This is a genomic window from Streptomyces sp. (assembly GCF_019510245.1).
GTDB lineage: Bacteria > Actinomycetota > Actinomycetes > Streptomycetales > Streptomycetaceae > Streptomyces.
Genome location: NZ_JAEKKT010000208.1, coordinates 38,947 through 58,314 on the forward strand (window position 1 = coordinate 38,947; position 19,368 = coordinate 58,314).

General features: G+C 72.8%; 19 protein-coding genes and 1 riboswitch. Of the genes, 9 read left to right on the forward strand and 10 right to left on the reverse strand.

Translation table 11 applies throughout. The annotated features are described in order from the left end of the window. Positions 1-3: 3 nt before the first annotated feature. A complete protein-coding gene (locus JF597_RS41990; protein WP_294009142.1) occupies positions 4-636 on the forward strand; it encodes a sulfite oxidase-like oxidoreductase in 633 nt (210 codons plus the stop codon). Positions 637-656: 20 nt separating this feature from the next. On the opposite strand, the gene JF597_RS41995 is transcribed toward JF597_RS41990, so the two are convergent. From JF597_RS41995 to thiO, 5 genes are all read right to left on the reverse strand, one after another. Continuing rightward, entirely contained in the window at positions 657-1,535 is an 879-nt protein-coding gene (locus JF597_RS41995; protein ID WP_294009144.1) for a deoxyribonuclease IV, read from the reverse strand. 34 nt (positions 1,536-1,569) lie between these two features. Next, on the reverse strand, positions 1,570-3,528 hold the full coding sequence (pknB, locus tag JF597_RS42000) for a Stk1 family PASTA domain-containing Ser/Thr kinase (protein ID WP_294009146.1): 1,959 nt from the start codon (positions 3,526-3,528) through the stop codon (positions 1,570-1,572). 275 nt (positions 3,529-3,803) lie between these two features. After that, positions 3,804-4,598, reverse strand: a complete 795-nt coding sequence (locus tag JF597_RS42005) for a thiazole synthase (RefSeq protein WP_294009148.1) — start codon at positions 4,596-4,598, stop codon at positions 3,804-3,806. 5 nt (positions 4,599-4,603) lie between these two features. Next, the gene (gene thiS / locus JF597_RS42010; RefSeq protein ID WP_294009150.1) at positions 4,604-4,816 is read right to left on the reverse strand and encodes a sulfur carrier protein ThiS; all 213 of its coding nucleotides are present in this window, start codon (positions 4,814-4,816) and stop codon (positions 4,604-4,606) included. Next, positions 4,813-5,982, reverse strand: coding sequence for a glycine oxidase ThiO (gene thiO / locus JF597_RS42015; RefSeq protein WP_294009152.1), 1,170 nt, complete (start codon positions 5,980-5,982; stop codon positions 4,813-4,815). Before thiO ends, thiS begins: the two co-directional genes overlap by 4 nt. Next, positions 5,980-6,091, reverse strand: a riboswitch (TPP riboswitch). Its footprint overlaps the gene before it by 3 nt. 176 nt (positions 6,092-6,267) lie before the next feature. On the opposite strand from thiO, the gene JF597_RS42020 reads away from it, so the two are divergent. From JF597_RS42020 to JF597_RS42040, 5 genes are all read left to right on the forward strand, one after another. Next, positions 6,268-7,500, forward strand: coding sequence for an NAD(P)/FAD-dependent oxidoreductase (locus JF597_RS42020; protein ID WP_294009154.1), 1,233 nt, complete (start codon positions 6,268-6,270; stop codon positions 7,498-7,500). Between the two features lie 122 nt (positions 7,501-7,622). After that, a complete protein-coding gene (locus tag JF597_RS42025; RefSeq protein ID WP_294009156.1) occupies positions 7,623-7,988 on the forward strand; it encodes an Rv2175c family DNA-binding protein in 366 nt (121 codons plus the stop codon). A gap of 33 nt (positions 7,989-8,021) precedes the next feature. Next, entirely contained in the window at positions 8,022-8,669 is a 648-nt protein-coding gene (gene thiE / locus JF597_RS42030; RefSeq protein WP_294009158.1) for a thiamine phosphate synthase, read from the forward strand. Positions 8,670-8,810: 141 nt separating this feature from the next. After that, a complete protein-coding gene (gene metF / locus JF597_RS42035) occupies positions 8,811-9,734 on the forward strand; it encodes a methylenetetrahydrofolate reductase [NAD(P)H] (protein WP_294009160.1) in 924 nt (307 codons plus the stop codon). A 56-nt stretch (positions 9,735-9,790) separates the two neighbouring features. Then, positions 9,791-10,804 (forward strand): hypothetical protein, encoded by a 1,014-nt coding sequence (locus JF597_RS42040; protein WP_294009162.1) that lies wholly within the window; start codon positions 9,791-9,793, stop codon positions 10,802-10,804. Positions 10,805-10,825: 21 nt separating this feature from the next. Here JF597_RS42040 and JF597_RS42045 read toward each other — a convergent pair whose 3' ends face one another. The 5 genes from JF597_RS42045 to JF597_RS42065 form a co-directional block, all read right to left on the reverse strand. Then, positions 10,826-12,334, reverse strand: a complete 1,509-nt coding sequence (locus tag JF597_RS42045) for an NAD(P)/FAD-dependent oxidoreductase (RefSeq protein WP_294009164.1) — start codon at positions 12,332-12,334, stop codon at positions 10,826-10,828. Between the two features lie 47 nt (positions 12,335-12,381). Beyond that, on the reverse strand, positions 12,382-12,996 hold the full coding sequence (locus JF597_RS42050) for a DUF4126 domain-containing protein (RefSeq protein ID WP_294009166.1): 615 nt from the start codon (positions 12,994-12,996) through the stop codon (positions 12,382-12,384). A gap of 384 nt (positions 12,997-13,380) precedes the next feature. Continuing rightward, a complete protein-coding gene (locus JF597_RS42055) occupies positions 13,381-14,007 on the reverse strand; it encodes a TetR/AcrR family transcriptional regulator (RefSeq protein ID WP_294009168.1) in 627 nt (208 codons plus the stop codon). A gap of 61 nt (positions 14,008-14,068) precedes the next feature. Next, positions 14,069-16,153: a YhgE/Pip domain-containing protein gene (locus JF597_RS42060; protein WP_294009170.1), complete on the reverse strand. Its 2,085-nt coding sequence runs from the start codon at positions 16,151-16,153 to the stop codon at positions 14,069-14,071. Continuing rightward, complete coding sequence (locus JF597_RS42065) at positions 16,125-16,922, reverse strand: ATP-binding cassette domain-containing protein (protein WP_294009171.1); 798 nt, start codon at positions 16,920-16,922, stop codon at positions 16,125-16,127. The genes JF597_RS42060 and JF597_RS42065 overlap by 29 nt, the downstream gene beginning before the upstream one ends. Before the next feature lie 147 nt (positions 16,923-17,069). Here JF597_RS42065 and JF597_RS42070 point away from each other — a divergent pair, with 147 nt between their 5' ends. The 3 genes from JF597_RS42070 to JF597_RS42080 all read left to right on the forward strand — a co-directional run bounded on the left by JF597_RS42070 (position 17,070) and on the right by JF597_RS42080 (position 19,211). After that, entirely contained in the window at positions 17,070-17,624 is a 555-nt protein-coding gene (locus tag JF597_RS42070) for an SAV_6107 family HEPN domain-containing protein (protein WP_294009173.1), read from the forward strand. A 148-nt stretch (positions 17,625-17,772) separates the two neighbouring features. Then, positions 17,773-18,543 carry a methyltransferase gene (locus JF597_RS42075; RefSeq protein WP_294009175.1) on the forward strand — a complete coding sequence of 257 codons (771 nt, stop codon included), beginning with the start codon at positions 17,773-17,775 and terminating at the stop codon, positions 18,541-18,543. Between the two features lie 278 nt (positions 18,544-18,821). Next, entirely contained in the window at positions 18,822-19,211 is a 390-nt protein-coding gene (locus JF597_RS42080) for a DUF3040 domain-containing protein (protein ID WP_294009177.1), read from the forward strand. Positions 19,212-19,368 lie beyond the last annotated feature (157 nt).

A 19,368-nucleotide genomic window follows, 5' to 3' on the forward strand; every position in this document is an offset into this window, starting at 1 on the left:
GGCATGGGTCATCCGGTGGAGCGCGCGTCTCGGGAAACCGCGGGAGCCGCGCTTCCGCCGGGACAGCGACTGCAGCGCGGCTGGCCGGTCACGCACTACGGCCCGGTGCCCAGGTTCCGGCCCGAGCGCTGGGAGTTCCGGGTCTTCGGCGCCACCGCCGACGCGGGCACGCATGTCTGGAACCACGAGCAGTTCACGGCCCTGCCGTACACCACCGTGGTCGCCGACCTGCACTGCGTGACGAAGTTCAGCATGCTCGGCGCGGAGTGGGGCGGGATCCCGGCGCGGACCGTCCTGGAGATCGCGCCGCCCGCTCCCGAGGTCACCCATGTGATGGTCTGGGCGGAGTACGGCTTCAGCTCCAACCTGCGCCTCGCGGACTTCGCCGCCGAGGGCACCCTCTTCGCCACCCACAAGGACGGTGAACTCCTCACCGCCGAACACGGCTTCCCGGTCCGCCTGGTCGTCCCCCACCTGTACGCCTGGAAGGGCCCCAAGTGGGTCCGCGGCGTCGAGTACATGACCGCCGACCGCCGCGGCTTCTGGGAGGAGCGCGGCTACCACAATATCGGCGACCCCTGGAAGGAACAGCGCTACTCCTACCAGGAGGCACCGGGGGACGGCCCGGAACTCTGAGCCGCCGGTGACGGGCCGGCTCAGTCCTCCCGGAGCCGCTTGAGGCGCTCGACGTCGGCCGCGTGCCCCTCCTTGCCCCCTGGCGTCTCGATGACCAGCGGTACGCCCGCGGTCGCAGGGTGGGTCATCAGCGCGCGGAACGCGTCCTCGCCGATGTGGCCGGCACCGATGTTCTCGTGCCGGTCCTTGTGCGCGCCCACCACGTCCTTGGAGTCGTTGGCGTGGATCAGCTTCAGCCGCCCCTCGCCGACGGCCGACACGAGCAGGTCCAGCGTCCGGTGCATCCCGCCCGGCCCGGTCAGGTCGTGCCCGGCGGCGAAGATGTGACAGGTGTCCAGGCAGACACCCAGCTTCGGATGGGCGTCCAGCGCCTCGAAGTACGGTCCGAAGTCCCAGGTCCGCGAGCAGAGCGAGGCACCCTGACCGGCGGTGGACTCCAGGAGCAGGAACGGGTCGTCGTCGTGGGTCAGCTCGTCGAGCAGCGGCAGCAGACGCGCCCGTACCTGCTTCAGCGCGACGTCCCGGGCCCGGCCTCCGGTCGCGCTCCCGGTGTGCACGACCACTCCGAGCGCCCCGATCTCCCGGCCGCGCCGCAGCGAGTGCCGCAGCGACTCCACCGACCGCTCCACGGTCGCCTCGGTGTGCGAGCCGAAGTTGATCAGGTACGGGGCGTGCACGTACGCCGGGATCGACTCCTCCGCGCAGGCCGCGCGGAACGCCTCGTCCTGCTTCGGGCTGCCCGCCGGGGTGGCCCAGCCGCGCGGGTTGGCGACGAAGACCTGCACGGTCTCGGCCTTCAGCTCACGGGCGTACGACAGCCCCACGGAATGCAGGCCGCCGGCCACCGGGACGTGGCCGCCGACGGGGTTGCGGGCGGGACCTGACTGCTGACTCTTCACCCGTCAAGGGTGTCACGGCGCGCGTCGCACCCGGTCAGCGGATGGTGATGGTGATCGTGGACCCCTTGGGCGCCTGCTCGCCGGCGTCCACCGACTGCTTCCTCACGGTGTCGCCGAACAGCCCGAGCAGCCCGCGGTCCTCCTTGACCTGGAAGCCGGACTGTTCCAGCAGCTTGGTCGCGGCGTCGACATCGGCCCCGACCACGTTCGGCACCTCGACCAGCTCCGGGCCCTTGGACAGCGTCAGCGTCACGGTGTCGCCCTCGGCGGCCTGGGCGTCGCCCGCCGGGGTCTGCCGGGCGACCTGGCCCTGGTCGTACTCGGAGTTGACCTCGGTGGCGGACACCGTCACCTTCAGCCCGGCCTCCTGGAGCTGCTGCCGGGCGTCGTCCAGGTCGTCGCCGGTGACGTCCGGGACGTCGACCGCGGCGCCCTTGCTGACGACGAGCGCGATCGCGGTCCCCGCGTGCCGCTTGCTCCCGGCCCCCGGATCGGTCGAGATGACCGAATTCTTGGGCACGTCCTCACTGAACTCCCGGGTCACCATGCCCGGTTCGAGCCCGTCGGCGGTCAGCAGCAGCTTGGCCCTGGCCAGCGTCCGTCCCTGCACGTCCGGCACGTTCACCGTCTCGGGGCCGTCCGAGATGGTGAGCTTCACCGAGTCGTTGCTGCGGATGCGCTTGCCGGCCGCGGGGTCGGTGCTGATCACCGTGCCGCGCTTCACCGTGTCGCTGTAGGCGTGCTCGACCGACCCGACGTCTAGCCCGGCCTCCTTCAGCCGCGCGGTGGCCTCGGCCTCGGTCTTCGACAGCAGCGGCGGGACCTTGGTGAACTGCCCGGAGTTGATGTACCAGACGCCGGCGCCGGCACCGAGGACGATCAGTACCGCGACGACGAGCGACACCAGTCCGCGCCGGGACCGACGGCCCCCGCGCCGCCGGTCGGATGGGGGTGCCCCCGCGCGAGCGAAGCCGAGCGTGGGGGAGGGCGTCGCCTCGAACCTGCTGGTGAGCAGCACCCCCTCGTCCTCCTCGTTGACGGGCAGCGGCCGGGGAACGGTCAGCGACCGGGGTATGACGCTCGTCCGGTCCTCGCCGATGTCGTGCGCCTGGGCCAGCGCCTGCGGCGGTACGGCGTCCAGCTGCTCGGCACGGAGCGCGCTCCGCGTCTCCCGCAGCAGGGCGAGCAGCGCGACGGCGTCGTGCGGCCGGACCCCGGGATCCCGGGCGGTGCCACGGGCGACCAGCTCGTCCAGCTCGTGGGCCAGACCCGGCACCACGGCGGACGGCGCCGGCACGTCCTCGTGCAGGTGCTTGTAGAGGATCACCGCGGGTGAGTCCGAGTCGTGCGGCTTCCGCCCGGTGAGCATCTCGTACAGCACGACCCCGCACGCGTACACGTCGACGCGCGGATCGGCGGCCCCGCTCTCCACCTGCTCGGGCGCGAGGTACGACACGGTGCCGAGCACGGCGCCGGTCGTACTGGTGACCGAGTCCACGGAGCGCACGAGACCGAAGTCCGCGACCTTGACCCGGCCGTCGTCCCCTATCAACACGTTCTCGGGCTTCATGTCCCGGTGCACGAACCCGGCCCGGTGCGCGGCGCCCAGCGCGGCCAGCACCGGCTCCAGGATGTCCAGCGCGGCCCGCGGCTGCAGCGCGCCGCGCTGGACCAGCACGTCCCGCAGGGTGCAGCCGGCGACGTACTCCATGGCGAGATACACGTACGACCGGTCGGCGCCCTGGTCGAAGACCTGGACGACATTGGGGTGGGCCAGCCGGGCGACCGACTTGGCCTCCCGGATGAACCTGTCGACGAAGGACGCGTCGGCGGCGAGCGCCGGGTGCATCACCTTCAGCGCGAGGATCCGGTCCAGCCGGATGTCCAGGGCCCGGTAGACCGTGGCCATCCCGCCGACGGCGATCCGCGCGTCGACGCGATACCGGCCGTCGAGCACCTGCCCGACAAGGGGGTCCTGAAGGGTCGTATCCACCCGGCGAGTGTACGAGCACCGGCTGACACCCCCACAGGTGAGACCGCTTTCCCCTGGGGACTGCAGCGCACCTGTGACGCTTCACACCCGCCCGAAACACCCCATTGCCTTCTCCCCCCTCCCCGCAGCCGCCGACGGCGCTCGGCCCTGGGCATGCTTTCTGCCCCCTCCCCGCAGCCGCCGACGGCGCTCGGCCCCCACGGGAGAGTCCCGCTTCTCAGCAGACGGATTCGGGCGGTGCGTGGGTGGGAGAGCAGATGGGAGCGGACCGGCGCTCAGAACGCAGGGCGCTCGGGGTCCAGCACGGCCAGGCCCTCCGCGGGAGACGACGCCTCCGCGAGGTACCGGCGGGGAATCCGCCCCGCCAGCCGGGCCAGCCGCCCCGCCTCCACCCCGGCCCGCATGGCGTGAGCCATCCGCTCGGGATCCTGCGCCCGCGTCACCGCCGACGCCAGCATCACCCCCGCGCACCCCAGCTCCATCGCCAGCGCCACGTCCGACGCCGTACCGGCCCCCGCGTCCAGGATCACCGGCACGCGCGCGTGCTCGACGATCAGCTGGAAGTTGTGCGGGTTGCGGATCCCGAGCCCGGACCCGATCGGCGACCCGAGCGGCATCACCGCGGCGCACCCCACCTCCTCCAGCCTCCGAGCCAGCACCGGATCGTCGTTCGTGTACGGCAGCACCGTGAACCCGTCGTCCACCAGCGTCTCCGCCGCGTCAAGGAGCTCGACCGGATCGGGGAACAAGGTCCGCTCGTCGGCGATGACCTCCAGCTTGACCAGCGAGGTCCCCAGCGCCTCCCGCGCCAGCCGGGCGGTCAGCACGGCCTCCCCGGCGGTGTGGCACCCCGCCGTGTTCGGCAGCACCCGGATCCCGAGCCGGTCGAGCACCGACAGCACGGACCCCCGTACCCCCGGATCCACCCGCCGCATCGCGACCGTGGTCAGCTCGGTCCCGGACGCGACGAGCGCCCGTTCCAGCACCTCCAGGCTGGGCGCACCCCCGGTACCCATGATCAGCCGGGACGAGAACGTCGTACCCCCGAGGACGAAGGGATCGTCGGCCACGGTGCTCAGCCTCCCTGCACGGCGGTCAGGACTTCCACCCGGTCACCGTCGGCGAGCCCGGTCGTCGCCCACTGCCCGCGCGGTACCACGGTCTCGTTGACGGCCGCGGCCACCCCGGAGGGCGCCGCCGTGAGGGACCGTACGAGCGAGTCGAGAGCGGTGCCCGGGGCGATCTCCCGGCGCTCCCCGTTGACGGAGATGGTGACGGAGATGTTCATGCGGTCTGCTCCACAAGTACGTCGGGAACGGGGCCGAATCGCCTCGGCGTGAACGGACGGGCCTCCACCGGCACCTCGCCGCCGGCCAGCAGCTCCGCCATCACGTCTCCGGTGACGGGCGTGAGCAGCACCCCGTTGCGGTAGTGCCCGGTGGCCAGCAGCAGCCCGTCGAGGCGGGTCGGCCCGAGCAGCGGCGCGTTGTCGGGGGAGCCGGGGCGCAGTCCGGCCCGGGTCTCGGTCAGGGGCAGCTCGGTGATCCCGGGCACCAGCTCGTGCGCGTCGCGCAGCAGCTCGTACACCCCGCCCGCCGTGACGGTCGTGTCCCAGCCCAGCTCCTCGCTGGTCGCGCCGACGACCAGCTCGCCGTTCTCCCGGGGCACCAGGTAGACGTTCCCGCCGCGCACCACGGCCCGTACGGTCCGGCTGAGGAACGGCGCGTACCGGGCGGGCACGGTCAGCCGCAGCACCTGCCCCTTCACCGGCCGTACCGGCGGCAGCACGTCCTCGGGCACGCCCGCCAGCCGCCCGCTCAGGCTGCCGCCCGCGAGCACCACCTGGCCGGCGCCCAGCGCCTCACCCGCACGGGTGAGGACACCGACGGCCCGTTCCCGCACCACGTCCAGGCGCTCGGCCCAGTCGCGGTGGAACACCACCCCGGCCCGCTCGCACGCGGCCACCAGGGCGGCCGCCAGCCGGCGCGGGTCGATCTGGTGGTCGCCGTCGGCCCGTAGCCCGCCGCGCACACCCGGTGCGAGCATCGGCTCCAGGCGCCGGCACTCCCGCCCGGACAGCCATTCGGACTCCAGGCCCGACTGCTGCTGGAGCGCGTGCAGCTCGCGCAGATGGGCGCGGTCGTCGGCGTCCAGCGCGACCGCCAGGGTGCCGCAGCGCCGGTAGCCGAGGTCGTGGCCGGTGAGCTCGGTCAGCTCGGCGGCGAAGTCGGGATAGCGGCGCGCGGAGGCCAGGTTGAGCCCCAGCAGGGTCTGCTCGCCGTAGTGCAGCTCGGTGACGGCGGCCAGCATCCCCGCCGCGACCTGCGCGGCACCGCCGCCGGGCCCGGGGTCGGCCACGGTGACGGCGAGCCCGCGCTGGGCCGCCCGCCAGGCCGTGACCAGGCCGATGATCCCGCCCCCGATGACGAGGACGTCGGACGTACGTGAGGACATGGGCGTCCAGCCCCTCCCTTCGCCGGCATGACCCGGATCAGGTTCGTACGGTCGGAGGCCGCCAGCCTCCCTCTCAGCCCGGTGCGTCCGGGCTCCCGCGTGTGCTTCCCCGCCACCCTAGCCCGCGGTGCTGTGCCCCGGTAAGACGGCCTCGGACGGCGCTGGTGACGGCGCCGGTGACGGCGCCAGGGACAGTGCTTGGACAGTGCTGTGGAACAGGTCACTCGCCACGACCCCTGACTGACTCTTTGTCAGTTGTCTATCGTTCTTGTCTATGGTGATCAGGTGAGCGAGCAGACGCAGCGACGGAGCACGTCACAGACGCGGCGCGTGGTCGTGGTGGGCGCGGGGATGGCCGGGGTGCAGACCGCCGTCGCCCTGCGCGAGCAGGGGTTCACCGGGACCGTCACGCTGATCGGCGCCGAGCCGCACCAGCCGTACGACCGGCCGCCGCTCTCCAAGGCCGTGCTGCTCGGCAAGTCGGAGGGCTCCGCCTTCGAGGTGGACTTCGGGGCGCTCGGCATCGAGCTGGCGCTCGGCCGCGAGGCCCTCGGCGTGCGCACCGCCGACCACGAGCTGGACACAGAGGCCGGACCGGTGCCGTACGACGTCCTGGTCCTCGCCACCGGCGCCGAACCGATCACGCTGCCCGGCACCCAGGGCGTGCCCGGCGTCCATCTGCTGCGCACCCTGGACGACGCCGAGCGGCTGCGGCCCGTGCTCGCCCGGCAGCACGACATCGTGGTGGTCGGCGCGGGCTGGATCGGCGCGGAGTTCGCCACCGCCGCCCGCGAGGCCGGCTGCGCGGTCACCGTGGTCGAGGCCGCCGACCGCCCCCTCGCGGGAGCGCTCCCCGCCGAGGTCGCCGCGCCGATGGCCGCCTGGTACGCGGACAGCGGCACCGACCTGCGTACCCACGCGCGCGTGGCAGGCGTCGAGCCCGGCGCGGTGGTGCTCGACGACGGCTCGCGGCTGCCCGCGGGCGCCGTCGTGGTCGGCATCGGCGCCCGCCCCGCCACCGGCTGGCTGGCCGGCTCGGGCATCGAGCTGGGCCCGCACCGCGAGGTGCTCGCCGACGACCGCCTGCGCACCACCGCCCCCGACGTCTACGCGGTCGGCGACTGCGCGTCCTTCCCGTCCGGCCGCTACGGCGAGCGCCTCCTCGTCCACCACTGGGACAACGCCCTCCAGGGCCCGCGCACGGTCGCCGCCAACATCCTCGGCGAGACCGACGCCGTCTACGACCCGGTCCCGTATTTCTGGTCCGAACAGTTCGGCCGCTTCGTCCAGTACGCCGGCCACCACGCCGCCGCCGACCGGCTGGTCTGGCGTGGCGACCCGACCGGCCCGTCCTGGAGCGTCTGCTGGCTCCGCGAGACCCGCCTGGTCGCCCTGTTGGCGGTAGGCCGCCCCCGCGACCTGGCCCAGGGCCGCCGCCTGATCGAGGCAGGCCGTCAGATGGACCCGGAGGCCTTGTCCGACCCGGGGAAACCGCTCAAGAACGCCACGACCACGTGAAAGCGCACTGAGAGGAACGCGCCCCAAAGGGGCGCGGGGAACTGCGCGACCAGCCCCCACCGCGCCGCACCCGAACAACGACCCATCGCGGCCCACCCAGCGGAGCGCCTACCCTTGACCCCGTGACCGAGATTGACGCAAAGATCGATGCTCTCGTCCCCGCCTGGCTCACCCTCCCCGACATCGCAGAGATGATGGACGTCGAGGTGACGCGCGTGCGGCAGCTGGTCAAGGAGGGCCAGCTCATCGCCGTCCGCCGCGGTGAGAACAGGGCACTGCACGTCCCCGCCGCCTTCATCGACGGGGACAAGGTCGTCAAGGGCCTGTCTGGGACCCTGACGCTCCTGCGGGACGACGGCTTCACGGACGAAGAGATGCTGGAGTGGCTCTTCACTCCGGACGCGACCCTGCCCGGCACTCCCGCGCAGGCGCTCAGCGAGAATCGCGGCACGGAGGTGAAGCGCCGCGCCCAGGCGCTCGCCGTCTGAGGCAGCCAGTACCGACACCACGGGGGATCACCGATGACCGACACCGCCCGCGCCCGGCTGGCCGACGCCCGGCTCTACCTGTGCACGGACGCCCGTAAGGAGCAGGGCGACCTAGCCGGGTTCCTGGACGCGGTCCTGGCGGGCGGTGTCGACATCGTGCAGCTGCGCGACAAGGGCATGGAAGCCGCCGAGGAGCTGGAGCACCTCGCCGTGTTCGCCGACGCCTGCGCCCGGCACGGCAAGCTGCTCGCGGTCAACGACCGCGCGGACGTGGCCCACGCGGCCGGCGCCGACGTGCTCCACCTCGGCCAGGGTGACCTGCCGGTCCCGGCCGCGCGGGCGATCCTCGGCCCGGACGTCCTGATCGGCCGTTCCACGCACGCCGAGTCCGAGGCCGCCGCGGCCGCCGTGCAGGACGGCGTGGACTACTTCTGCACCGGCCCCTGCTGGCCCACCCCCACCAAGCCCGGCCGCCCCGCCCCCGGCCTCGACCTGGTGCGGTACACCGCCGCCCTGGGCACCGACCGCCCCTGGTTCGCCATCGGCGGCATCGACCTCGGCAACCTCGACCAGGTGCTGGACGCGGGCGCCCGCAGAGTGGTCGTGGTCCGCGCGCTCACCGCGGCCGACGACCCCGGCGCGGCGGCGGCCGAGTTCGCGAAGCGGCTGCGGTCGCTGTAGCTGCGGCAGCTGGGCGTCCGACTGTCCGGCTGTCCGGAAACTTGTCCAGCATCCGGACATGGGGTCCGCAAGAGCTCGACAATTCCGGCAAATGTCCCGAGTGCGGTTGGGTGACGGGCCGCCCCTGACTAACCTGCGGGTATGGCCCTCGGAACCGCATCCACCAGGACTGACCGCGCACGCACCGTGCGCGACATGCTCGCCGGCGGCAAGACCACGTACTCCTTCGAGTTCTCGGCGCCGAAGACCCCGAAGGGCGAGCGGAACCTGTGGAGCGCGCTCCGGCGGGTCGAGGCGGTCGCCCCCGACTTCGTCTCGGTGACCTACGGCGCCGGCGGTTCCACCCGCGCGGGCACGGTCAAGGAGACCCAGCAGATCGTCGCGGACACCACGCTCACCCCGGTCGCGCACCTCACCGCGGTCGACCACTCCCTGGCCGAGCTGCGCAACATCATCGGCCAGTACGCGGACGCCGGGATCCGCAACATGCTCGCCGTGCGCGGCGACCCGCCCGGCGACCCGATGGGGGAGTGGGTGGCGCACCCGCAGGGGCTGACCTACGCGGCCGAACTCGTCCGTCTCATCAAGGAGTCGGGCGACTTCTGCGTGGGCGTCGCCGCCTTCCCGGAGATGCACCCGCGCTCCAGCGACTGGGACACCGACGTACGGCATTTCGTCGACAAGTGCCGCGCGGGCGCCGACTACGCCATCACGCAGATGTTCTTCCAGCCCGAGTCGTACCTTCGCCTTCGCGACCGGGTCGCCGCGGCCGGCTGCGAAACCCCGGTGATTCCGGAAATCCTGCCCGTCACCAGTGTGAAGATGCTGGAACGGCTGCCCAAACTCAGCAACGCGACCTTCCCGGACGCCCTGAAAGAGCGGATCCTCACAGCGAAAGACGATCCGGCGGCGGTACGCTCCATTGGCATCGAACATGCCACGGAGTTCTGCGCGCGGCTGCTGGCCGAAGGAGTGCCAGGACTGCACTTCATCACGCTCAACAGCTCCACGGCGACGCTGGAAATCTACGAGAACCTGGGCCTGCACCATCCCCCGCAGGCCTAGACCGGCCGCACCGGAGTACGACACACTGCGTAGCGGGCACAGGGAGAGGGGCGTACATGGGCTGGACGGTCCTCTACGTGGCGTTCGGCATCGTCGCTTTGTGGTTGCTCGGCGAGGTGCTGCTGCAGTACAAGGCGCGGCTGCGCTGGCGGCTGCTCGCCTTCGTCGGCTTCCTCGGGGTCGTCTTCGGTGTCCTGATCCCCTCGGTCATCGTGATCGGCGTGGGTGCGATCGCCTTCGCGGTCGGCCAGACCTACGTCACGCTGTCGTTCCGCCGCGGCTTCGAGTCCGGCTGGGCGGTCAAGCGGCCGGGTACGGACGGTGACGGCGCCGGCCTGCCCAAGCGCCGCCGCGGCGAACCGGACCAGGACCCGAGTTCGGAGGCCACCGACCCGGACGCGGCCGACGCCGCCTACGCCGAGCAGCAGGGCTCCTACGCCGCGGCCGGCGGCGCCGCGTCCTACGGCGGTGACGACTACGACCGCGACGACGTCTTCACCCCGGCGGCCCGCACCATGGAGCCCGGCGCGACCGATTCCACCGCGGTGTACGAGCCGCAGCCGATGCCCGACGACACCGGCTCCTACGGCGTCTACCGCGACTCCGGCTACGCCGCCGGCGCCGACCAGCAGGCCGCCTACGCGACCGCCGGCCAGGACCAGGCGTACGCCGCCCAGGGCACCGACCAGAACTACGCCTACGACTACTCCGGCTACGGCCAGCAGCAGTACGGCTACGACACGAGCGGCGGCCAGCAGCAGTACGCCAACTACTCGGACCCGTACATCGGCAACCAGACCTACGGCGGCGCCGGGTACGACCAGTCGTCGTACGGCACCCAGCAGTACGACCAGCAGGGTTACGCCCAGGGCCAGTACGGCAACGGCACCGGCGGCTACGGCGAGACCCCGGCGGGCGGTGTCTGGGTCCCGCAGCAGCGCGCCGACGAGACCTACGGCGGCGAACTCCCGCAGGAGCAGCAGTACCCCTACCAGGGCGACGGCCAGGGTCACCAGGGTCAGCAGCAGGGCCACCAGGGCAACGGGTACGACGAGCAGTACCGTTTCTGAAGTCTTCTGGCAGCGCCCGGCTCACTGCGAGCCGCGGAACTCCGGCCCCTCCACGATCAGCCCGGCCACCAATGCCCCCGACATGCCCGCGTGCGGGAGCCCGCCACCGGGGTGTGACCAGCCGCCGACGGTGAACAGGCCCGGCAGCGCTGTGGTGTTGGACGGGTGCAGTACGCCTTCCGCCGCGGCCAGCGCCGGTGGTGGCACCGCACCGCCGGTGGCGCCGGTCTCCCGCTCGGTGTCCAGGGGTGTGCGGACCTCGCGCCACAGCAGCCGCTCGCGCAGTCCCGGCACCGCACGCTCGGCCGCGGCCGCCATCCGGTCCGCGAACGCGTCGGCGGCCCCCGGCGCCGCCCAGTCGTACTCCGCCACCGACGGCACCGTCGCCGTAACCACCACGGACTCGTGTTCCGCGTCGGGACGCTGGGCCGGGTCGCCCGGCCGGTCCACGACGACCGTCGGCAGATCCGGCAGCTCTCCGTGCGCGAACTCGGCCAGGTCGCCCTCGGCGTCGGGCGAGTGCACCACCGTGCGGTGCACGGCGCCCGGCTCCTGCGCACCGCGCAGCGCCAGACACACCACCACCCGGCCCGGGTAGCGGCCCTCGGGCTGCGGGCGCACGTCCTGCGCGCGGTACAGCTCCCTGCTCCCGACCAGGCCGCCCAGCCGCCAAGGACCCGTGCCGACGACGAAGTCCGCCTCCGCCACCGTGCCCCCGGCCAACTCCACGCCCGCCGCCCGGCCGTCCTTCTCCAGGACCCGCGCGACCTCGGCGCCGAAGACGAACTCGACCCGCCGCCGCAGGCACCGCTCGTACACCGCGCGCGCCAACTCCCGTATGCCACCGCGGACGTACCAGGTGCCGAAGGCGTGCTCCAGGTAGGGCAGCACGGCCGCGCTCGCCGGGGCGGTCCCGGGATCGAGGCCGTACGCGAGCGCGTAGCCGTCCAGCAGCTGTGACAGCCGTGGGTCACGCAGCTCCCAGGCGCCGATCTCGTAGAGCGTGCTCGCCCTGCGCGTGCGCAGCAGCTTCTTGTGCGGGACCGACGGGTACGGCTCGCGCTCGGCGAGCACCTGCCAGTCAGGCCACAGCGGCTCCTCCAGGAGCGGGCGCCGGGTGCGGTCCCAGGCCTCCCGGGCCCGCACCAGGAAGTCGCCCCAGCGCTGCCCGGCACCGGTGCCGAGGGCCTCGTCCAGGGCGGCCACCACGCCCGCGCGGGACGCGTTCGGCAGCGACACCTCCGTGCCGTCCGCGAAGACGTGCCGGGCCGACGGGTCCACCTGGACCAGCTCGACGCAGTCCTCCAGCGGCTCCTTGCCGGTCTTGACGAACAGGTCGCGGTACACGGCGGGCAGCGGCAGCAGCCCCGGGCCGGTGTCGAAGGCGAACCCGTCGCGCTCGAACCGGCGCACCCCGCCGCCGTACGTCTCCGTACGCTCGTACACCGTCACCCGGTGGCCCGCGACGGCCAGCCGGGCGGCCGCCGCCATGGCGCCCATCCCGGCGCCGATCACCGCAATCCGTCCCATGCCCGCGACTTTATCGACCGCCACCGACAGTGCGATCCGGCGGGCCGTCAGCCGGGCGGCGGTCCCGCCTGCGCCGCGAGCCGGCGCTCCTCGCGGCGCTGGGCCCGGCGGCGCCAGAAGCGCCGGATCCGGGAGACCAGGAACACCAGCACGGTCAGGCCGGTCGCCAGCAGCACCGCCGCGATGATCGCCGCCGCCAGCGGATGGAACATCGCGAACGACACGATCCCGGCGACCCCGAGATCCTCGGCGAAGCTCAGCACGATGTTGCTGAACGGCTCCGGCGAGGTGTTGACCGCCATCCGGGTCCCGGCCTTCACGGTGTGGCTGGCCAGGGCCGTGGAACCGCCGACCAGCCCGGCCACCACGTCGTTGACCGAGCCGCTGTGCCCGGCGAGCAGCGCACCGACCCAGGCGCCCGCGACCGGCCGGATCACCGTGTGCACGGAGTCCCACACCGAGTCGACGTACGGGATCTTGTCGGCGACCGCCTCGCACAGGAACAGCACGCCCGCGGCGATCAGCACCTCGGGGCGCTGCAGCGTCTCGGGGACGTCGTCGCTCAGGCCCGTCGCGCCGAAGAGGCCGAGCAGCAGGACCACCGCGTAGGCGTTGATTCCGCTGGCCCAACCGCTGGTGAAGACCAAGGGGAGTACGGACACGGACGCGATCGTAGCCAGTCGCCGGCCGCGCGTCCTGGGCCTCGGTGCGCAGACCTGAGTACAGGTACCTAGGAAGCGAGTTGAGTACGCGCGCGGATGGGCCGCGACCTGCGTGGACGAGAGAGTGGAGGCACGGAAGGGGGCGCGGGGTCCGGCACCGCCGACACGGGGCGGCGGAACGGCACCTTCGCCCTTGACCGCTCCTTCCGCCGATGCGCGTCGGCGGAAGCGAGACACGGGGGAGAGGGGACCCGGGGAACGACGGGAAACCGGGGGAGCACGGGGGCGCGGAAGGCGCCGGTCCGACGGCGGCCCGCGGGGGACGCGGCCGCCGGCGGCCGGCGCTTTCGCACTCCCACGCGCGCGTGCCGGTCCCGGAAGGGCTCAGCCCTTCCCGCTCACCCGCCCCTGGAGGAGCCGGGACAGCGCCGCGTGGACATCGTCCAGGGAGCGCTCCGGCTGGAAGGACTTCCAGTCCAGCGCGGCCACCAGCACCATCCCGACCAGGGCGGCCGCCGTCAGCTGGACGTCGATCTCGTCGCTGAACTCGCCGTTCGCCACGCCCTCGCGCAGCACCCCCTCGACCACCGCGACGGCCTGTTGCCGGACCACCATCAGCGTCGACTGCCAGGCCCGGTTGGTGCGCCACAGCTCCGCCACGTAGAGCTGCGTGAAGGCCGGGTAGCGGTCGATGAAGACGAGGCCCGCGCGGACCATCGCGTCCAGGGCGTCGACCCGGCTGCCGCCCTCCCGTTCGGTCTGCTCGGCGGCGTCTCTCAGGGACGCCGTCAGGAGGCCCACGCCGTGCCGCAGCAGCTCCTCGAAGAGGACCGACTTGCTCGCGAAGTTGTAGTAGACCGTGCCCTTCGCGACGCCTGCCCGTTCGGCGATCTCGTCCACCGTGGTGGCCGAGAAGCCCTGCTCGGCGATGAGCGTGACGGCGGCCTCGTAGAGCTTCTGCCGGGTGGCCTCACGGCGTGTGCTGCCGCCCGTGGTGCTGCTGCTTTCCATGGTCCCGATTCTCACAGGAACGGCGGCCCCCGCGGGCACGGAAGAAGAGGTCATCGACGCCTCACAGGCTCAGCTCGGGATGCAGGCGGTCCAGCGTCCACACCTGGCGGCGCCGGGCCGACAGCGCGGTGAGCGCCAGTGCACCCGCCGTGAACGCCACCAGGACGGCACAGGCCTGCCACACCGGACCCAGACCGCCGCCCGTGATCAGCCGCCGCAGCGCCGACACGACATAGCTCATCGGCAGGAACGGGTGGATCGCGTTGAAGAACCCCGGGCTGGTCTGCACCGGATACGTGCCGCCCGCCGACGTCAGCTGGAGCATCAGCAGGGCGAGGACGAGGATCCGGCCCGCCGCCCCGAAGCGTGCGTTCAGCCACTGCACGATCGCCGCGAAGCAGGCCGCCACCAGGAACAGGAACCCGACCGTACCGGCCGCGCGGACCATCTGGAGCCCGATCGCCCAGTGCAGGACGGCCATCAGGGCGGCCGTCTGCAGCACCCCGACCGCGACCACCGGCAGCCAGCCCGCCAGCGCGATCCGCCAGGCCGCCGAACCGGCCGCCAGGGCACGCCGGTTGAGCGGCTGGATCAGCATGTAGGCCACCATCGCGCCGACCCACAGGGAGAGCGGGATGAAGTACGGGGCGAACCCGGTGCCGTAGTTGGGTGCCTTGTGCAGGTCGTGCGAGGCGAGCCGGACCGGGTCGGCCATGACCCCGGTCCGCTCGTCGCGGTCCTGCTTGTCGTAGTCGGGGATCTTCGCCGCACCGTCGTGCAGGCCGCCGGCGAGCGTGTTGGAGCCGTCGGCGAGCTTGTACATCCCGCCGTTGAGGTCGTAGGCGCCGGACTCGAGCCTGCCGAGGCCGCTGTCGAGGCCGGTGGCGCCGGTGACGGCCGTGCCGAGTCCGGTGTGCAGCCTGGCGGCGCCCGCGGCCACCTGAGCCGCGCCGTCGTTCAGCTTGTCGATCTTCTTGACGGCGTCGGCGACGTCCTCGGAGAGGTGCGGGGCGCGGTCGGCGAGGGCCTGCGCCTGGGTCTGGAGCGTGCCGAGGTTCCGGTCGAGCGTCTTCAGGTCGCCGTTCTGGTCGGCGATCAGCGTGTTCAGGTCGTCGGCGACCGACGCCACGTCGCCGGCCGCGTCCCTGGCCTTCTTCAGGTCGGGGCAGACCGGGTCGGTCAGCAGGTCCGCCGAGCAGCGCGCCGCGTAGACCTGGTCCAGGGTGTCCGCGGCCGCGTGCGCGGTCCTCGCGGCCGCCGGGGCGGTCTTCACCAGGACGCCCAGGTTGCCGCGGACGGTCCGTACCGAGTCGGCGACCAGCCGGGCGGTGTCACCGATGGTCTTCTCGTTCTTCGCCAGGTACGGGCCGACCCTGCCGTAGACGCCGTCGACCTGGTCCGCCAGCACCTGGGTGCCGTCCGCGACCTGCCGCGAGCCGTCCGCCAGCGTCCCCGCGCCCGCGTCCAGTTTCCTGATCCCCTTGGCGAGCTTCCCGCTTCCGGTCTTGGCGTCCGACAGGCCGTCGGCGAGGTCCTTCGACCCCTGCTCGGCCTTCCCGATGCCCCCGGCGAGCGTGTCGGCGCCCTCGGCGGCCTTCACGGTCTGTCCGTGGATGTCGGCGAACGAGACGAAGATGCGGTCCAGGAAGGACCGGGACGCCTTGGTGGACGCGGCCGAGCGCACCTCGTTGAAGACCGTGCGGGAGATCTGCCCGACGATGTAGTTGTTCGCGTCGTTCGTGCGCACCTGGAGCGCACCGGTCTCCGGGGAGTCGCCGGCGCTGGAGGCGATGCGCGCGCTGAAGTCGGCGGGCACGGTCAGCGACAGGTAGTACGTGCCGTTCTCGACGCCCCGGCGGGCCTCGGCGGCGCTCACCTGGTGCCAGTCGAAGCTCTTGCTGTCCTTCAGCCCGGCCACGATGTCGTCGCCCGCGGTGACCCGCTTTCCGCTCGCGGTCGCCCCCTTGTCGTCGTTGACGAGTGCCACGGGGACGCGGTCGAGGCGGCCGTAGGGATCCCAGAACGACCACAGGTACAGCGCGCCGTACAGCAGCGGCAGCACCAGCAGGGCCACCAGGGCCGCGCGCGGCAGCCTGCCCCGTCCGAAGCGCCTGAGCTCAAGCGCGGCCAGTCGCGGCGAGCGCATCGCCGGCCTCCTCGTCTTCCGACTCTTCCAACTCTTCCGACCCTTCCGGCTTTTCTGACTCTTCCGAGGCCTCCGTCGCCCCGGTGCTTCCGGTGCGTACGACGACGGCCCCCGCCATCGCCTGTCCGCACACCGCCACCACCGTCGTCCCGGCCTCGGCGATCGACGTCAACAGCGTCCGCACCTCGGCCCGTTCGGACTCCGACAGCTTCAGGTCGGCGTCGTCCACGGCCAGCAGCCGCGGCGTGCCGACCAGCGCCAGCGCCACGGACAGCCGCAGCGCCTCGATCCGCTCCAGATCCCGTACGGCGGTCCGGGCGCCCTTGGGCAGCGACTCCAGGTCGAGCCCGGCGGCGGCCAGGGCGCCGTCTATCCGCTCCTGTGCCTGCGCCCTGCGCTCCGCGCGGGGCCGCAGCAACGCGCGCAGGGAGTCGCCGAACCGGCGCTGCAGCAGGGCCCGTTCGCGCAGGTGCTCGCCGACGGTCAGGGCGGGTTCGAGGTCGGTGACCCCGGCCACGTTGGCCACCGCGCTGATCCGCCGTGCCGCCGCGAGCTGCTTGGGCAGCCGGGCCGCGCCGACGTTCGCGGTGCCTTCGGTGGCCTTCATTCGGCCGGTGAGCGCGAGCAGCAGACAGGTTCGGCCGGAGCCGGACGGCCCCTCCACCGCGATCAGCGCGCCGGGCCCGGCGTCCAGGGAGATCCCCCGGAACGCCCAGCCCCGCGGTCCCTCGAGCCCGAGGCGCTCGGCCGTGACAGGTACGCCGTGCACTGGTTCCCCCCTGCGTTCTTCGAAGCGGGCACTTTTTGAACTGACTGGTCAGTGCAAAACTACTCCGAACCTACGATCGAAGCAAAACCCCAGGTCAGAACGGATTGTCAGTGCCATACCTCACGATGGGCACATACGGCACCCCGTGTGAGGGCGCCGTCACTCAGACGACAGGAGGTTCGTCATGGCCAACTCGTCAGCGTCCGCCGCCCACCGGCGCCGCGCCTCCGGCCCTGCCCCCTCACTGACCGGCCCGGCGAGCGATGTGCACCCCGTGCTCCGCCGGGCCACGGCCCCGCCCGCCGCCCTCGACCTGCTCACCCAGGCCCGCGCCGCCCTGGACGAGGCCGAACTGCTCGACACCCCCAACGAGAGCTGCGCGACCGCCCACCTGGCCGCCCTGCGCACCGCAGCCGCGGTGCTCGCCGCCGTGCCTGGGAGGTGCTCCCCGAGGTCGCGCCCGAGCTCACCGAGTGGAGCGCCCTGTTCGCCTCCGGCGCCGCCCGCCGGGCCCGCGCCGAGGCCGGCATCCAGGGCGCGGCGGGCCGCCGGGACGCCGACGACCTGATACGGGACGTGGCGATGTTCCTCCGTATCGCCGAGCGGATGCTCGTCCTCCAGCCGGTGCTGCCACAGCCGCGCCGGCAGGACGGGGAGCGGCCGGCCGGCGACCCGGGAAGGGAGCTGCCCGACGCGGGATGACCAGGCAAGGCGGCGGAGGCATCGGGCGGCGGAGGCAATAGGGTGGAGAGCGCCTGAAGCCTTCCTTCCTCCCGCATCCCGGGCCGGGGGAGGCACCGAGTTCGCGCCGCCGGGCAACAGGCGGTGCCGCGCCGAGGAGTCAACTGCCGTGCCGGACCCCACTCGACCCCGCGCTTCTCTCCGTACCGCCGTGGTCTGGGAGGTTCTTCAGGACGCCCTCGACCGCCGGGTCAAGGCCACCGGCCGGGACGCGCTGGACGTCCTGGACACCGGCGGCGGCAGCGGCAACTTCGCGGTCCCGCTGGCCCGCCTCGGCCACCGTGTCACCGTCGTCGACCCCAGCCCGAACGCCCTGTTCGCGCTGGAGCGCCGGGCCGCCGAGGCCGGCGTGGCCGACCGGGTCAAGGGCGTTCAGGGCGACGTCCTCGGTCTGTTCGACGTGGTCGAGCGCGGCGCCCACGACGTGGTCCTCTGCCACGGTGTCCTGGAGCACGTCGACGACCCGGCCGAGGGCGTGCGCAACACGGTGGCCGCGCTGCGCTCCGAGGGCGTCCTCAGCCTGCTCGCCGCCGGTCTCGGCGGGGCCGTGATCGCCCGCGCGCTCGCCGGCCACTTCACGGAGGCCAAGCAGGCCCTGGAAGACCCCGACGGGCGCTGGGGCAGCGGCGACCCGATGCCGCGCCGCTTCACCGCGGAGCAGCTCACCGGCCTGGTCGAGGGCGCGGGCCTGGCCGTCACCGCCGTGCACGGCGTGCGGGTCTTCGCCGACCTGGTCCCCGGCGTCCTGGTGGACACCGAGCCGGGCGCCCTGGACGCCCTGCTCAAGCTGGAGGCCGCCGCTGCCGAAGTCCCCGCCTTCCACGCCGTCGCCACCCAGCTGCACGTGCTCGGCGAGACGCCGGGTGCCGCCGGAGTCTGAGAGTCTCCTGAGACGAGCCCCCTGATCAGGGGCTCGACAGCGGATGGAGTACGCCACAGGCCCCCCGATCGAGGGGTTTGCGCCGTATGATCGAGGGAGACCAACCCGGCATGACGGGTCGGCTGCCGGGGAATGGAAGCCTCAGCGAGCCGGGACCGCCATGGCGGGTTCCGGTTGGCCAATTGGCCTAGAGGGGCGGGTTTCACGGGGGCGATTCCCTGCCTATCCTGAAGGGACCCCCCGGGTCGCCCCGGCGACTGCACGATGAGGAGGACGCCGTGCCGCTCTCGGAGCACGAGCAGCGAATGCTTGAGCAGATGGAGCGAGCGCTGTACGCCGAAGACCCCAAGTTCGCGACAGCGCTTGAGGGAAGCGGCCTGCGGATGTACACCCGGCGCAGGGTCTACCAGGCGGTGGCCGGCTTCCTCGTGGGTATCGCGCTCCTCATCGCCGGAATGGTCGTCCAGCAGGTCTGGGTGAGCGTGGTGGGCTTCCTCGTCATGCTGGGCTGTGCGGTCCTCGCCGTCACCGGCTGGCGCAAGGCCCCCAAGCCCGGCGAGCAGCCCGCGGCAGGCGCGCAGGCCCGCCGCCCGGGCCGGCCGAAGCGGTCCGTGATGGACCGCATCGAGGAGCGCTGGCAGCGCCGCCGCGACGAGCAGGGCCGCTGACGGCTTCGCCGGAGGGGCCGACAGAGCATGACTGAGGGGTGACCGTCACTGGACGGTCACCCCTCAGGCGTTCCCGGGTGCCGTAGTCCGAGACCTCGCTGCGGACCGTCCTTCGGCTGCGAGCCGGTGGGGGCTGGTCGCGCAGTTCCTCCCCCAG

Coding starts and splice junctions, on each gene's coding strand:
- JF597_RS41990 (WP_294009142.1), top strand. CDS start 4: ATGGGTCATCCGGTGGAGCGCGCGTCTCGGGAAACCGCGGGAGCCGCG.
- thiS (WP_294009150.1), bottom strand. CDS start 4,816: ATGAACATCTCCGTCACCATCTCCGTCAACGGGGAGCGCCGGGAGATC.
- thiO (WP_294009152.1), bottom strand. CDS start 5,982: ATGTCCTCACGTACGTCCGACGTCCTCGTCATCGGGGGCGGGATCATC.
- thiE (WP_294009158.1), top strand. CDS start 8,022: ATGACCGACACCGCCCGCGCCCGGCTGGCCGACGCCCGGCTCTACCTG.
- metF (WP_294009160.1), top strand. CDS start 8,811: ATGGCCCTCGGAACCGCATCCACCAGGACTGACCGCGCACGCACCGTG.
- JF597_RS42040 (WP_294009162.1), top strand. CDS start 9,791: ATGGGCTGGACGGTCCTCTACGTGGCGTTCGGCATCGTCGCTTTGTGG.
- JF597_RS42045 (WP_294009164.1), bottom strand. CDS start 12,334: ATGGGACGGATTGCGGTGATCGGCGCCGGGATGGGCGCCATGGCGGCG.
- JF597_RS42055 (WP_294009168.1), bottom strand. CDS start 14,007: ATGGAAAGCAGCAGCACCACGGGCGGCAGCACACGCCGTGAGGCCACC.
- JF597_RS42060 (WP_294009170.1), bottom strand. CDS start 16,153: ATGCGCTCGCCGCGACTGGCCGCGCTTGAGCTCAGGCGCTTCGGACGG.